Source organism: Brucella pseudintermedia, assembly GCF_008932435.1.
Classification (GTDB): domain Bacteria; phylum Pseudomonadota; class Alphaproteobacteria; order Rhizobiales; family Rhizobiaceae; genus Brucella; species Brucella pseudintermedia.
The window spans coordinates 354,853-369,623 of sequence record NZ_WBWE01000002.1 but is presented as its reverse complement, the minus strand read 5'-3'; the positions used below and the strand labels follow the sequence as shown (position 1 = coordinate 369,623).

The following is a 14,771-nucleotide window of genomic DNA, read 5'->3' as shown; positions in this document are numbered from 1 at the left end:
CCGGCGGCGTTGTCGTATTTGCATGAGGGTCTGAGCGCTGCCCCTCACATCGGAGAGGTAAACGCTATTCTCGCCTATATCATACGCCGCTCGGCCATACTGGTCCTGTCGGTTCTCATCGCATCGATCGTGCTGTTTCTGCTGCTACGCCTGTTGCCGGGCGATCCCGCCAACGCGCTTGTTTCTGTCGGCGCGGATGCAGCGCAGATCGAAGCCGCGCGCAAGCAGGTCGGGTCGGACCTGCCGCTCTATGAACAATTCCTGCGCTTTATCGGCAGCCTTTTGCGCTTCGATCTCGGCAATTCCTTTGTGAGCGGAGCGCCGGTTCTGGGCGAAATCGGCAAGCGGCTGATCGTGACCGTGCCGCTGACGCTGATGGCATTTCTCGTTGCTATCATCATCGCGGTGCCACTCGGCATTCTGTCGGTCGTGCGCCAGAACCGCTGGTATGGATCGCTCATATCTGTCGTTTCCCAGTTGGGCATCGCCGTGCCGGTTTTCTGGATCGGCATTCTGCTGGTCTGGGTTTTTGCCGTTAAGTTGCGGCTGTTTCCCTCCGGCGGCTTTCCATCGCGCGGATGGCAGACAGCGCCTGCCGCGTTCCAGTCGCTTGTATTGCCGGTCGCGACCATTGCCATCGTCATGTCGGCATCGTTGATCCGTTATGTTCGTTCCGCAACGCAGGATGTGCTTGGCAGTGATTATCTTCGCACCGCGCGTGCGCTTGGCGCGACATTCTCGCAGGCGCTTGTCCGTCACGGCATCCGCAACGGCGCGGTGCCCGTGATCTCCATTCTAGGAATCGAGCTTGCATCGACATTGCTGGGTGCGGTTGTGGTCGAGCGCGTATTCTCGCTCCCTGGCCTCGGTTCGATGCTCCTGCTCGGCATCGAGCAGCGCGACTATCCCAACGTTCAGGGTGTCCTGTTTGTTTCGACGCTTCTGGTGCTGCTGGTGGGCTTTGCCGCGGACTTGCTGCAACGCCTGATTGACCCACGTCTGCGCCAGCGATCTGCCGGAGACCGAGCATGACGGAGCCTGTGGAAATGGGAATTTCAAAGCCCAAGCCAGCCTGGCGTCTGCCATGGCCGCTGGTCGCGGGAGGGCTGCTGCTCGGAGTGCACCTGGTTGTCGCGCTTCTCACCCTGGTATGGACGCCTTACGGTGTCGGCGAAATGGTGGGCGGGCGGCTGGAAGCGCCTTCATGGCTGCATTGGGCCGGTACGGATCGTCTGGGACGCGATCTGATGACCCAGATCATGGTCGGTTCGCGCATTGCGCTTGTCGTCGGCTGCGGGGCGGTCGCGATCAGCGCGGTGATTGGCGTGACGCTGGGTGTCCTTGCCGCGTTTGCCACACAGACACTCGATGACGTTCTGGCTGCAACGCTCGATATCCTGATAGCCTTCCCCACGCTGCTGCTGGCAATGCTGATTGTCGCTTCCAGCGATGGCGCCAGCCTCACGACAGCGATAGTGGCCATCGGTATTGCCGGTTCGGCCATTGTGGCGCGCCTGACCCGCATTCTTGCCAAGCGGGTTCTGGCGATGGATTACATCACGGCCTCGCGCATTTCCGGCACGTCGTGGCTCGGATTGGTTCGCATCCATGTGCTGCCGAATATCTGGCCGACATTGATCGTGAATTTCGCGCTCCAGTTCGGGCTCGCGGTCATTGCCGAAGCATCGCTTTCCTATCTCGGTCTCGGCGCACCGCCGCCCAACGCATCCTGGGGGCGGCTTCTTCAGGAAGCGCAGGCGTCGGTTTATACGGCGCCCTTTGGCGCCATAGCGCCCGGTCTGGCGCTCGTGTCGCTGGTGATCGGGCTCAATCTGTTCGCAGACGGCCTGAGGGACGTGGCTGACCCGACGCGAAGGAGGCGACGTTGAGCGCTTTGCTGCAAGTAGAGAACCTTCATATCGAAACCGGCGGCAAGCCGCTGGTCTCGGACGTTTCGCTGTCGGTCGGGCAGGGGGAACGGGTCGGACTGATCGGCGAGTCCGGTTCAGGTAAGTCGTTGACGGCGCTTGCGATCATGGGACTGCTGCCGGATGGGATGCGCGCAAGCGGATCGGTCATGCTTGATGGCCATCAGGTCATCGGCGCGCGCGACCGCGATCTGGTGCCGTTGCGCGGCCAGAGCGTGGCAACGGTGTTTCAGGAGCCGATGACGGCGCTCGACCCGCTGATGCGGATCGGCAAGCAGGTTGGTCTGGTCGTCCACCGGCGCGCCGCAAGAGATGGCCGCAGGCTGGGAACGAGTGAAGTGAATGCTCAAGTCCATGCGCTTCTGGAGCGCGTATCGCTGCCAGACCCGGAACGGATAGCCCGATCCTGGCCGCATGAAATATCGGGCGGGCAGCGCCAGCGTGCGGCCATCGCCATGGCTCTCGCCTGCCGCCCCCGGCTTCTGATTGCGGATGAGCCGACAACCGCGCTCGATGTCACCACGCAGGCCGAAATTTTGAAACTGCTGGAGCAACTGGTGCGCGACGAAGGCATGGGGCTTCTGTTCATCAGCCACGATTTGCCGGTGGTCGCTACAGTCACCCAACGCGCGCTGGTTCTGCGGCACGGCCAACTTATAGAAGAAGGGCCGGTCGCAAGGCTCTTCACCGACCCGCAGCAACCCTACACGCAGGGGCTCGTGGCTGCGGCGCGGGCGTTCGATGCTGCGCTGGAGGTTGCGCGATGACGTTGATGGACCTTTCGCGCGTTTCATTCGCCTATCCCGGGGGCAAGACGGTCCTGCATGAGGTGGATCTGAAGCTTGAGACCGGAAGCAATCTCGGCATTGTCGGTGAGTCCGGTTCGGGCAAGACGACCATGTTGAAATTGCTGCTTGGATTGCAGCGCGCCTCTTCAGGAAATGTCTCGTTTCGCGGCAATTCGCTGGACATTCGCAATCGCAGTTTCATGCGCGACTTCCGCCGTTCGGTGCAGGCGGTGTTTCAGGATCCCTATTCATCGCTTGATCCGCGTCAGCGCGTCTTTGATATTATCGCGGAACCGCTGCGGTCCCTGAAAATCCAGACCGATATTGCCCAGGCCGTTGCGCAAGCGCTTGCTTCCGTCGATCTGCCTGCGGACGCGGCTCGCCGCTATCCGCACGAATTTTCCGGCGGTCAGCGCCAGCGCATCGCCATTGCGCGGGCGATCGTCTCGAAGCCCGATCTCATCATCGCCGATGAGGTGGTGAGTGCACTCGACCTGACGACGCGTGCTCGCATCATCGAACTCATGCGCTCACTTTCAGAACGGACCACTTTCGTGGTGGTGTCGCACGACATTGCGCTGGTCGCGCTGCTATGTGAACGGCTGATCGTTCTGGAAAAGGGCCGGATCGTGGAACAGGGTGATACGCGGGATATTCTTTCCGACCCGCAACATAGCTATACGAGGAAGCTTCTGACGAGTTTGCCGAGGATGCCCGAGCAGGCTTCTTCTTGAGCTGAAACGGAGAAGGAGCGGCATGACCGCTCCTTCCTTGCTGTAACCCGCAGACCGTCAAGATATTACTTGCGCAGTTCAGCCTCGATCTGATCGAGAACTTGATCCTTGCCGATGCCGGTGAGGAAGGGCAATCCCTTGATGACAGGCTTGGTCACCGAAGCCGAAATAGGCGTGGTGGAAACAATGAAATCCACGTTGTCGGCCAGTGAAGCGACTTCCGTTGCCTTCGCCTGCTGGGCATTGAAGGTAAGCCCGCGCTTTTTCATTTCTTCGGTAACGGTCGCGTTCACCGCCGTGGATGTCGCCACACCTGTGCCGCAAGCGAAGAGAATTGTTTTTATTCTGGCCATGGGTTCCTCCAGGTTCAATTATTGAGAGCGCGTTTCACTGCAACGCGGATTGGACGTCTTCCAGCGTGCGCGCCGCTTTCAGCCTGTCGAGTGCGTCAGCATCCTGTATGGTCGCCATAATCTGCTGCAGGGTTTCAATCTGTTTGTCCTTGTCATTGATGGCAAGCAAAAAGACGAATCCAACGGGAACAGCTTCTTCAGGGTCTTCCATATTGGCAAATTCAATTGGTGATCTCAGTGTCGCCAAGGCAATTCCGGCCTTGAGGACATGCTCGGGGTCGGTGTGAGGCACGGCGACATTCTCGTCGCGCTCAAGCGGCAGTCCCGTTGGCATCGACAGTTCACGGCTGACAACGGCGTCGGCATAGCTCGCCTTTACATAGCCGAGCTTTTCCAGCTTGCCTGCGAGTATGCGGATGATTTCTTCATTGGTTTTTGCTTCGCTCTGAAGCTCGATTGCTTGCGGGTCGAGAAAATCTATCAGGCCGGCTGCCATTCCATTCTCCGTTATAGAAGGCCGCACGCCGATTGCGACGTGCGACTTTGATTTCTTGCGCCGATCATTGCTGAAATCAGGCAGCAAATTCGTCCGCCGGTTCGTCCTCGGCGCCTGCGGCGCGTTCCCATGCCAGCGTGTTGCGACGATAGAGCATGAAAAGTGCTGCAATAACAACGGCAATCACCGCGATACCGATAGCACCAAGCCACTGGATGGCCGAGATGATGACATATGGCACCCACAGGAAACCATCGACCACGGACGTAATTTGCAGGGCGTTCTCAGGCAGCTTGAAGCCCGACGAAACGGCAGCGCTGGTGAACAGCGGTGCAAGCGCATTGGCTACATAGAAGCCGATGGCCAGCGTAATCGTTCCGACGACGACCATGCGGAACACGTTTCCCTTCAGGAGCGGCGCTGTCATGGCGACAATGAACGGAATGACCGCAAGGTCGGCGAACAGGATCACGCGGTTGCCCGGCAGGATAACTGACAGGACGATCGCAATCGGCACGAGAATGAGCGAAGACGAAATCGCCGCAGGATGTCCGATGAGAATTGCCGAGTCGAGGCCGACGAGGAGCTCGCGGTCACCGGTGCGCTTGCGAACGAATTCCTGCGCGGCATCCGACACCGGCAACAGGCCTTCCATCAGGATTTTGACCATGCGCGGCAGAAGCAGCATGACCGCGGCAAGCGTCATGCCGGTGCCGAGAACCTTGGCGAGAACGGTGCCGAAATCACCGGCATTGTAAAATGCTATGAGCCCCAACACCAAACCGATGATCAGGCCAAGCACGACCGGTTCGCCGAACACGCCGAAGCGGCGTTCGATGGTTTCGGTGCTGATATTGATTTTGTTGATGCCGGGAATGCGGTCCATGATCCAGTTGAGGATGATCGCAATCGGCAGAATCTGCGCGGAAGCCAGATGCGGCACGGAAACGCCCGGCACGCCATAAAATTGCTGGACGGCGCGCGCGGACCAGTCTGCAAACAACAGGGATAGAGCGGCAACGAGTGCTGCAATGATGATGCCGTAGGCGAGGTTGTCCGTTGCAGCGACGACCAGTGAGCCGACAAAGGCAAAATGCCAGAAATTCCACACGTCCACGTTCAGCGTGCGCGTCCAGCGCAGCAGCAGAAGCGCGATGTTGACCAGAATGCCGACCGGAATGACCCACAACCCAACCGACGATCCAAAAGCGATGGCCGCAGCCGACGGCCAGCCGACATCGACAATATCGCGCTTGATGCCGGTATTGGTGACGATTGCCTGCGCCACTTCACCGATGGAGGTGAACATGAGGCCCAGAACCAGATTGATGCCGATGAAAGCCACACCGATGGTCACGGCTGCGCGGAAGGCTTTGCCCACTTTCGCGCCGAGTATGACGGCAATGATGAAAATGACGATGGGCAGCAGAACCGTTGCCCCAAGTGTGTCGATAGCCGACTTCAGCCCGCTCAGAAATGCGTCCATTTATTTCTCCTCCCCCCGGCGCACTTTCCCAAAGTGCACCGAGCTAACAGAACGCCATTATTAGCTCGCACGTATCGACGTTTCAAAATGTGAACGAGGCGAAACGGCAGAACATTTGTATTCTATATCAAACTAAAGTTGAATAACAATATGATATCTGGAGGCGCGCGCCCGCGGCAATCGAATGAACACACGTATTGACTTAAAAACAAATGTTCATTAATCGATAGGTGTCAGAGGAGACTGCGAGAATTTTTGCAGGCAGGTTCAGGAGGAAGCGATGGCAACCAATGTGGCGTTGACAGGTTTGGCGCGTGACATGCAGGCGCGCGCGGATAGCGGGCGGCCGATCCGTATCGGACTGATTGGTTCCGGCGAAATGGGCACCGATATCGTCACGCGCGTTGCGCATATGCCGGGCATCGAGGTTGGCGCCATCTCCGAACTGCGCATTCCCAATGCCCTGAAAGCCGTCGATATTGCTTTTCAGGAAGAAGGCCATGGCCGCGAGGTTTCTACCGCTTCCGATCTGACTGCCGCCATGGAGGCGCACAAGATCGCCGTCACCGACAATGCCGACCTGATCCTCGAAAACGACCTTATCGACGTCGTGATCGATGCGACCGGGGTTCCGGCTGTCGGCGCCGAAATCGGCCTGCGCGCCATGGAGCATGGCAAGCATCTCGTCATGATGAATGTCGAAGCGGACGTGACGATCGGCGCTTACCTGAAAGCGGAAGCCGAACGTCTCGGCGTCACCTATTCGCTGGGGGCTGGCGATGAGCCGTCATCCTGCATGGAACTGATCGAGTTCGTGACCGCCATGGGCCATCCGATTGTGGCGGCGGGCAAGGGCAAGAACAATCCTCTCAACATCGATGCTATTCCCGACCAATATATGGAAGAAGCCACACGCCGTAACATGAATGTCCGCATGTTGGTGGAATTCGTCGATGGTTCGAAAACCATGGTCGAAATGGCCGCCATTGCCAACGCCACGGGTCTTGTCCCGGACAAGGCTGGCATGCACGGCCCCGCCGCAACGCTCGACCAGCTCAACAAGACACTGATCCCCGAAAAGGACGGCGGCGTGCTTTCGAAGGTCGGAGTGGTAGATTATTCCATCGGCAAGGGCGTAGCGCCGGGCGTGTTTGTCGTGGCCGACATGTCGCATCCGCGTATTTCCGAACGCATGGAAGACTTGAAAATGGGCAAGGGTCCATATTTTACATTCCATCGCCCCTATCACCTGACGTCCCTCGAAGTGCCGCTGACCTGCGCCCGCGTGGTGCTCTACGGCAAGCCGGACATGGTGCCGCTTTCAAAGCCGGTCGCGGAAGTGGCTGCGCTTGCAAAAAAGGACATGCAGCCGGGTGAAAAGCTCGATGCCATTGGCGAATATTGCTACCGCGCGTGGATCATGACGTCCGGCGAAGCACGTAGCGCGCACGCGATCCCATGCGGGCTTCTGCAAGGCGGCAGCGTGACCAGGCCGATCAAGAAAGGCGAGCTCATCACCTACGATAATGCGGCTGTGGCTCCCGGTTCCAGGATTGCGGAGCTGCGCGCTCGTCAAGACAAGCTCGTTTACGGGGCGTAAGGACAAACACCATGGTTCAAGCCAAAAAAGTTGAGCCGCAGGATACGGGCGACCGCCACAACCTGCCTTATGCCTTCCGCACCTATTCGCCGGATCAGCTGAAAGAAGCGCTGCACAAGATGTATCTCATCAGGCGCTTTGAAGAGGGGGCGGAGGAAAGCTACACGCGTGGCCTCATTCACGGAACGATGCATCTTTCCATCGGGCAGGAAGCAAGCGCGATGGGCTCCTGTCTGCCGCTCAACGATGACGACATGATCACGTCCACCCATCGCGGTCATGGCCACTGCATCGCCAAGGGCGCGGACGTGAAGCGCATGTTTGCCGAGTTCTTCGGCAAGGAAACCGGCTATTGCAAGGGCCGTGGCGGCTCCATGCATATCGCCGATGTTTCCAAGGGAAACCTTGGCGCGAACGGTATTGTCGGCGGCGGCATTCCGATTGCGGTCGGCGCTGCGCTTTCCGCCAAGAAACAGAAAAACGGCAAGGTTGTCGTGTCGTTTTTCGGGGATGGCGCGAACAATGAGGGGGCTTTCCACGAAGCCCTCAATATGGCGTCGGTCTGGAAGCTTCCGGTCGTTTTCGTGTGCGAAAACAACGGTTACGGCATGTCCACCTCGACCAAGCGCTCGACAGCGGTTGCCAATGTCGCCGACCGTGCATCGGCCTACAACATGCCGGGCGTGATCGTGGACGGCAATAATCTGTCCGAAGTGGCGGAGGCCGTCAGCGAGGCCACCCAACGCGCGCGGCGCGGCGACGGGCCAACGCTGATTGAAAACAAGACTTACCGTATTAGGGGCCATTCCAAGAGCGACCGCAACCGTTATCGCACCAAGGAAGAAATCGAGCATTGGCAGAATGATCGCGATCCGATCGCGCATTTCGAGGCCGATCTGAAAGCCTACGGCTTCATCGACGATGCCGAGATCGAGGCGATACGTGCGGAAGTGGAGAAGGAAATCGCCGAGGCGATTGAATTCGCCAAGAACAGCCCCGCGCCCGACCTGACCAACCTGACCCGCGACGTTTACACGGACGATATTTGAACATGGACGCGACAATCCGTGAGTTGAGCTATTCGCAAGCTATCCAGGAAGCCATGGCGATTGCCATGGAGCGCGACGACCGCGTGTTTCTGATGGGCGAAGATATTGGCGTCTATGGCGGCGCATTTCAGGTGACCGGCGATCTTGTCCATCGTTTCGGTGAAGACCGGGTCATGGATACGCCGATTTCGGAACTGGGCGGCGCTGGCGTGGCTGTCGGCGCAGCGCTGACCGGCATGCGGCCGATTTTCGAGTTCCAGTTTTCCGACTTTGCAGCGCTTGGTATGGAGCAGATCGTCAATCAGGCGGCAAAAATCCGCTACATGCTCGGCGGCGCTGTGTCGGTGCCGCTGGTCATGCGCTTTCCGGCAGGCTCTGGGACGGGCGCCGCAGCGCAGCATAGCCAGAGTCTGGAAGCGTGGCTCGGGCACATTCCGGGTCTCAAGGTCCTGCAGCCTTCGACGCCGCATGACGCCAAGGGCATGTTGCTCGCTGCCGTTGAAGACCCGGACCCCGTGATGATCTTTGAGCACAAGCTGCTCTACAAGATGAAAGGCCCGGTCCCCGAAGGTTTCTACACCGTTCCCATCGGAAGGGCGGAGGTGGTCCGCGAAGGGCGCGACCTGACCATCGTCGCAACCGCCATCATGGTGCACAAGGCGCTTGATGCGGCCGCTGAACTGGCAAAGGAAGGTATCGATGTTGAGGTGATTGATCTGCGCACCGTGCGTCCGATCGATCGCGAAACCATCATCGAAAGCGTCAAGAAGACGTCGAGGCTGCTCTGCGTTTATGAGGCGGTGAAGACGCTTGGCATCGGTGCCGAAATTTCCGCTATCGTAGCGGAAAGCGAAGCTTTCGATTACCTCGATGCGCCAATCGTGCGTCTTGGCGGCGCCGAAACGCCAATTCCTTATAATCCCGACCTCGAACGCGCGACAGTGCCACAGGTGCCCGACATTCTGAAAAGCGCTCGCGATCTGGTTAGGGGAGTGCGCTGACCATGGCCGTGGAAGTCATTCTCCCCAAGGTCGATATGGATATGGAGACGGGCCAGATTTCGCGATGGTACGCCAAGGATGGCGATACGGTCACGAAAGGCCAGCTTCTCTTTGAAATCGAGACCGACAAGGCTGCGATGGAAGTCGAAGCGCCCGCATCGGGCATCATCGCAGACATCAGCGCGGCGGAAGGGACGGTCGTGCCTGTCGGTCAGGCCGTCGCCTGGATTTATGAAGAAGGCGAAGAGCGCAGCGGCAAGCCCGCAGCGGTTGCCGAAGAGCCGATTGCTGCTGCGCCCGTAGATGGGGCAATCGAAACAGCTCCGCCGAGCGATCTCGATTCCAAGTCCTCCCAAGACGATGAACGGCATTCAACCGGGAAGGTGCGGGCGACGCCGCTTGCCCGCCGGCTTGCGCGCGACGCAGGCATTGACCTCGCTGCCGTTCAGGGCTCGGGGCCGAAGGGCCGCGTGCAGAAGAAGGACGTTGAAGGCGGTATTGGCATTGCGAAACCAGCGGTTACGGCCAAATCGTCTGCAAGCAAGGATGCGGAATCGGCCGCGCTCGGCCAGCTCAATGCTGTATGGCTGCGTGAGGGTGAAGCAGGGCGCCTGCCGGTAGTTCTGCTCCACGGTTTTGCAGCCGATCTCAATTCATGGCGCGGATTGTTTGCCGGCGCATCGCTTGGCCGTCCGATTCTGGCGCTCGATCTTCCCGGGCATGGCAATTCGCCCCGTATCGTTCCCGAAAATATCGATGAGATTGCCGTCGCTGTGGAAGCGACGCTGGAATCTCTGGGCGTAAGCGCGTGCCTTCTGGTCGGGCATTCGCTTGGCGGGGCGGTGGCGACCGTCCTTGCGGCGCGCGGTATTGTTGATGTGCGCTCCTTGCTGCTGATTTCGTCGGGCGGCTTAGGACCCCAGATCAACGGTGCCTTTATCAAGGGGCTTGTCGGCGCGAAAAGCGAAGCCAGCATCGTTCCATGGTTGAAGCTGCTCGTCGCCGACGAGAACCATCTGACCAAGCCGTTCATCAATGCAACCGTTGCGCAGGCTGCCGATACAGAATTGCGCAATACACAGGAAGCAATTGGCGCCCGGTTTTTTGCGGATGGCACACAAACCTTTGAGGTTCGCTCATCCATTGCAGCCCTAGCCATGCCCGTTCGGCTTATCTTTGGCGCGGAGGACCGGGTTATTCCCGTTGCTCACGCACATGGATTGCCGGGTAAAGTCGGCGTCCACATCTTCGCCGGTTGCGGACATATGCCGCAAATTGAGGAACGGGCTGCGGTGCTGCAAATCCTGAAAGAATGCGCAGTCGCTGCAGAAACAAGATAATCAAGAGCAGCACATCGCCTTGCGGCGATGTGCTGTCTTTTCATTCCGGTTACGTCCTTTCACGGAGCATCTGTGCCGCGCTTTCTTCATCGGTGATGAGAACAGTGGGCTTCAGGAGCTTTATCGCGCCGAGCAGAGCGGCAATCTTCTCTTTTCCACCTGAGGTGAGGATACGCTGCGGCGTCTTTTGAAGGCTCTCGATTTTCGCCGACATGACACGGTCATGGACCGGATCATCGACGATCTTGCCGTCCTTGTCATAAAAGTGGAACAGCACGTCGCCGACAGCGCCGTTTTCGATGAGCGACAGTTTCTGCGCCTCATCGATCAGACCCACGCGATAAGACGTACTGCTGGCGGTCTGAATATCGCCGACGCTGAGCAGGACCATGTCGAGTTCTTCGGCCATGTCGAGCACTGTGTTCAGGCCACAGCGCTCGATGAGTGCAGTGCGGGTTTCTTTGCTGTCGACCAGAGCCGGGGCGGGGATGAGGTAGCCTTCGCCCTGAAAAATCTGCGCAAACTGCCAGGCAAATTCCGGCGGGTTTGAACGGCGCGGCTGCACGATGCCGCCGAGGAGGGAAATGACTTTCAGATCGTTGAGCGGGCGCGCGCCGATATGTTGCAGAGTGCTGGAAAGAGTCCGTCCCCATCCCACGCCGATGGTCATGCCGTGCTGTACTTTTTCAGAGAGATAGGCGCCGGTGGCGGCGCTGATCGGCGGAATAGGGTCGACCTCGGGCGAGGAGAGGGGAGCGACGATGGCGCGCTCCAGACCGAAGGTTTTCTCAAGTTCGACTTCAAGGGATGTCAGACTTGCCAGCTTGCCTTCGATGGTGATTTTTACTTCATTGCGAGCACGGGCGTCGGCAAGAAGGCGAACGATTGTGACACGTCCGACACCGAGCGCTTCCGCGATATCGTTCTGGGTCATCTGTTCGACGTAATACATCCACGCAGCGCGTGTTCGCAGCCGGCTTGTACGGTTTTCGGCAGCTACACCTTCCGATCCGATGATGAGGTCTGCTGCTTCCGGATTTGTCTGTGTCTTCCTGCCGGCTTTTTTCAAAACTATCCCTCAAATTAACGGCGTAATACTGCATTATAGAAGCGCTGTTTCTACACCGAAACTATTGCTTTTCCATATGAAGGCAAACCATAATTCAAGTGTCTGGTCCATCCTGTTGCGATGGTGCTGCCATAAGGGAAATCGACGATGTTGCGCACTCTTTCGGAAGAAATTGCAGTCAATCTGAAGGACCGCCTGCGCGGGGTTCGATACATGATTCGCCGCAATTGCCATGACGGTTTGCCGGAGGCCGAAAGGCGCAGCGACATTCCGTCTCCTGAACTGCTGCTGGAACATGCGGCAAGCATGGTGGACAAGGCCCTGACGACAGCCGAAACAATTTCCATTTCGCTGATTTCCGCCGACCCGAAAGTCCATAACAACGCACCGCATGTAAAAAGCCTGTCGGTCTATTTCAGTGCTGGCGCGGAAGGAGCGCGGGCTTTCCGAAAGGATATGTATTATCTCACCAAGGAAGTGCTGCGCCGCCACCAGTTGCAGAACGTGCTGATCCATGAAGCCGCGTTCGCAACGGTTCACGCAAGGATGATGCGGAAATATGGCTCGTTGCTGAAGAACGTGTTTTCTGCAGAAGCAGGCGAAACCAAAATTGCGACAACCGCCAAGGCCGTGACAGCTCTTTTTCTGGAACTGCTCGGCGAAAGGCCCGTGCGTTTTATCTCTGCGGAAGGGCATCTTGACCCGCGCGCCTTGCGTAGATTTGAAACGACCTGTTTCGCGGCTGCGGGACTTGCCTGCGGTCTGGCGACGGCGAAAGCGGCCGATCTGGCGGGCGTCGATCCTTTGGAAAGTGCAATTCTGGCGCTGGATGTGCGCCATGATCGTCTCATGCAGGCAGCAGAAGATCGTGATCAGGCGCAGCTCGAGTCATTGTTCCAGACGTTAATTGCTCATCTTCCTTGATCCGGGCCGGATGGCTGAAACATATCCATAATCAGCTTCTTTGCGCGGGGAATTGATGCCGGGCTCATGCTGAGTTCGGTCAGTCCCATTCGCAGGAACGCGCTGATGAGTTCCGGCTTTCCCGCCGCCTCGCCGCACATGCCGACCATGATGCCTGCTTCGGTTCCCGCTTTGGCGGTCATCTCAATTGCCGCCATTACAGCGGGGTGGCTAACATCGTTGAGTTTCGCAACGGTCGGGTTAAGCCGGTCCGCAGCCATCACATATTGCGTCAGATCATTGGTGCCGATGGAGAAGAAAGCCGCTTCTTTTGCAAGCTCCCGCGCGGCGAAAACAGCGGCTGGGGTCTCGATCATGACGCCAAGATCGAACCCGGCAAAAGCCTTGCCTTCGCTTTCAAGCTCGCCGATGCATTCAGCGATGAGGCGTTTGGTTGCACGAATTTCCTCGACATCGGAAACCATGGGCAACATGACCTTGAGATTGCCGCTGACCGCTGCACGCAAAAGCGCCCGCAGTTGCGGCTTGAACACGTCCGGGCGGTCCAGGCACATGCGAATGCCGCGCCAGCCAAGGAAAGGGTTTTCTTCTTCCGGAAACTCGATGCCTGCAATCGGTTTGTCCCCGCCGATATCCAGCGTGCGAACGATGACGGGATTTGGGGCAAAGGCTTTCAGCAGCGCGGAATAGGTTTCGGTCTGCATATCCTCTGAAGGCAGGTGAATATGCTTCATGAAGAGAAGTTCGGTGCGAAAAAGCCCGACACCCATCGCACCGGCTTCAAGCGCGACTTCGATCTCCTCCAGCGCACCCATATTGGCTGCGACTTCTATGACCGTGCCGTCGGCCCTGCGCGGCGTGACGGAGCGATAGGCATCCAGCGCCTGCCTTTCCTGCAATGCATTGGAAATGCGCGCTTCGATTGCGTTGCGGGTTGCCGTGTCAGGATCGGAATGAACGATGCCCGAACTTCCATCCACCGCCACGGTTTTCGCGTTGCGTAGTTGCTGCACGGCGCTCCCGAGGCCAAGAACCGCAGGAATACCGTGTGTGCGCGCAATGATGGCCACATGCGATGTTGCGCCGCCATGCCCGCAGACGACGCCCTTGATCTTCTTGAGCGGCGCTCGTGCCAGATCCCAGGCGCCGATGTCGTCGGCGATGAGTATTGATCCTTCCGGCAACCCTTCCAGATTGACGTCTTCCTTGCCGAGAAGCGCAAGACAGATCTGGCGGCTGACGGCGTGAACATCCTCCGCACGGGCATTGAGATAGGGATCATCAAGGGTCGCAAACTGTGCGGCCACGGTTGAAGCCGCCGCGAGCATGGCTGAGATAGCGTCGAGACCGCCGCGAATAAGCCCGAGCGCTTCGTCCGTCAGGCTGTCATCCGCGGCAATATCCTTCAATGCCGCGATAATACCTCTGTCAGCGTCAGCGAGATCATCGCTGGAAAGGGAAGCACCCATACGCTCTTGGACAGTGGCAATAGCGCCTCTGAAGCGGGTAATCTCGGCGTCTATTTCAGCGGATGCCAGCTTTCGGCCCAAGGGCTGGATTTCTTCGGGAAAGAACGGAAAAGCCGCGCCCAGAGAGATGCCTTCGCTTGCGCCAACACCCTTTATCTGCCCTGCGGGGAGGTTTGGCGTCATCGCGGCTTGCGGCGCGGTTTCGGCTTGAGGCGCAGCCAAAGGTTCAGGTGCAGTCGGCGCAGCGCCCTCTTCCAGCCCCGCCTGTGGATTTTCCAGATAGCCGATCAGGGCTTCAATGGCCTCAATCGCATCTGCACCATCGGCACGAACGGTAACTTCATCAAGCTCTTTTACACCAAGCAGCATCAGCTTGACGGAACTCTTGGCGCTTACGCTTTTTCCCGCCTTGGCGATTTCAATATCGCTTTCAAACCCCTTGGCCAGTTTAACGAAGCGGGTAGCCGGGCGCGCATGCAGCCCCTCACGCACCCGGACGATAGTCGAGCGTTCCATCTATGTAAGCCTCAAGTC

Annotated in this window: 14 protein-coding genes; 9 read left to right on the top strand and 5 right to left on the bottom strand. The window is 58.5% G+C overall.

Features of this window, described 5'->3' with window-relative positions; genetic code table 11:
- The first annotated feature begins 78 nt into the window (after positions 1-78).
- From F9K78_RS04350 to F9K78_RS04335, 4 genes are read left to right on the top strand one after another with little or no spacing between them, the layout of a single operon-like run.
- On the top strand, positions 79-1,032 hold the full coding sequence (locus tag F9K78_RS04350) for an ABC transporter permease (RefSeq protein WP_268902995.1): 954 nt from the start codon (positions 79-81) through the stop codon (positions 1,030-1,032).
- The gene (locus tag F9K78_RS04345; protein WP_121981891.1) at positions 1,029-1,889 is read left to right on the top strand and encodes an ABC transporter permease; all 861 of its coding nucleotides are present in this window, start codon (positions 1,029-1,031) and stop codon (positions 1,887-1,889) included. The genes F9K78_RS04350 and F9K78_RS04345 overlap by 4 nt, the downstream gene beginning before the upstream one ends.
- Positions 1,886-2,695, top strand: coding sequence for an ATP-binding cassette domain-containing protein (locus tag F9K78_RS04340; protein ID WP_121981892.1), 810 nt, complete (start codon positions 1,886-1,888; stop codon positions 2,693-2,695). Before F9K78_RS04345 ends, F9K78_RS04340 begins: the two co-directional genes overlap by 4 nt.
- On the top strand, positions 2,692-3,450 hold the full coding sequence (locus F9K78_RS04335; protein ID WP_121981893.1) for an ABC transporter ATP-binding protein: 759 nt from the start codon (positions 2,692-2,694) through the stop codon (positions 3,448-3,450). The genes F9K78_RS04340 and F9K78_RS04335 overlap by 4 nt, the downstream gene beginning before the upstream one ends.
- Before the next feature lie 65 nt (positions 3,451-3,515).
- Here F9K78_RS04335 and F9K78_RS04330 read toward each other — a convergent pair whose 3' ends face one another.
- From F9K78_RS04330 to F9K78_RS04320, 3 genes are all read right to left on the bottom strand, one after another.
- Positions 3,516-3,803 (bottom strand): PTS sugar transporter subunit IIB, encoded by a 288-nt coding sequence (locus F9K78_RS04330; protein WP_061345673.1) that lies wholly within the window; start codon positions 3,801-3,803, stop codon positions 3,516-3,518.
- Between the two features lie 34 nt (positions 3,804-3,837).
- Complete coding sequence (locus F9K78_RS04325; protein ID WP_121981894.1) at positions 3,838-4,299, bottom strand: PTS sugar transporter subunit IIA; 462 nt, start codon at positions 4,297-4,299, stop codon at positions 3,838-3,840.
- Between the two features lie 76 nt (positions 4,300-4,375).
- A complete protein-coding gene (locus F9K78_RS04320; protein ID WP_121981895.1) occupies positions 4,376-5,785 on the bottom strand; it encodes a PTS galactitol transporter subunit IIC in 1,410 nt (469 codons plus the stop codon).
- A gap of 280 nt (positions 5,786-6,065) precedes the next feature.
- On the opposite strand from F9K78_RS04320, the gene F9K78_RS04315 reads away from it, so the two are divergent.
- The 4 genes from F9K78_RS04315 to F9K78_RS04300 are packed head-to-tail and all read left to right on the top strand — an operon-like array spanning position 6,066 to position 10,775.
- Positions 6,066-7,385 (top strand): NAD(P)H-dependent oxidoreductase, encoded by a 1,320-nt coding sequence (locus F9K78_RS04315; protein ID WP_121981896.1) that lies wholly within the window; start codon positions 6,066-6,068, stop codon positions 7,383-7,385.
- A gap of 11 nt (positions 7,386-7,396) precedes the next feature.
- Positions 7,397-8,434: a thiamine pyrophosphate-dependent dehydrogenase E1 component subunit alpha gene (locus tag F9K78_RS04310; protein ID WP_121981897.1), complete on the top strand. Its 1,038-nt coding sequence runs from the start codon at positions 7,397-7,399 to the stop codon at positions 8,432-8,434.
- A gap of 2 nt (positions 8,435-8,436) precedes the next feature.
- The gene (locus F9K78_RS04305) at positions 8,437-9,435 is read left to right on the top strand and encodes an alpha-ketoacid dehydrogenase subunit beta (RefSeq protein WP_121981898.1); all 999 of its coding nucleotides are present in this window, start codon (positions 8,437-8,439) and stop codon (positions 9,433-9,435) included.
- A 2-nt stretch (positions 9,436-9,437) separates the two neighbouring features.
- On the top strand, positions 9,438-10,775 hold the full coding sequence (locus F9K78_RS04300) for an acetoin dehydrogenase dihydrolipoyllysine-residue acetyltransferase subunit (protein WP_121981899.1): 1,338 nt from the start codon (positions 9,438-9,440) through the stop codon (positions 10,773-10,775).
- A 49-nt stretch (positions 10,776-10,824) separates the two neighbouring features.
- Here the strand turns inward: F9K78_RS04300 and F9K78_RS04295 are convergent, their stop codons facing one another.
- On the bottom strand, positions 10,825-11,844 hold the full coding sequence (locus F9K78_RS04295; RefSeq protein WP_121981900.1) for a sugar-binding transcriptional regulator: 1,020 nt from the start codon (positions 11,842-11,844) through the stop codon (positions 10,825-10,827).
- 147 nt (positions 11,845-11,991) lie between these two features.
- Between F9K78_RS04295 and F9K78_RS04290 the strand changes: the two genes are divergently transcribed.
- The gene (locus F9K78_RS04290) at positions 11,992-12,768 is read left to right on the top strand and encodes a hypothetical protein (protein ID WP_121981901.1); all 777 of its coding nucleotides are present in this window, start codon (positions 11,992-11,994) and stop codon (positions 12,766-12,768) included.
- Here F9K78_RS04290 and ptsP read toward each other — a convergent pair.
- Positions 12,756-14,753, bottom strand: coding sequence for a phosphoenolpyruvate--protein phosphotransferase (gene ptsP, locus F9K78_RS04285; protein WP_121987146.1), 1,998 nt, complete (start codon positions 14,751-14,753; stop codon positions 12,756-12,758). The two genes, F9K78_RS04290 and ptsP, sit on opposite strands and share 13 nt — an antisense overlap.
- Positions 14,754-14,771: the final 18 nt, after the last annotated feature.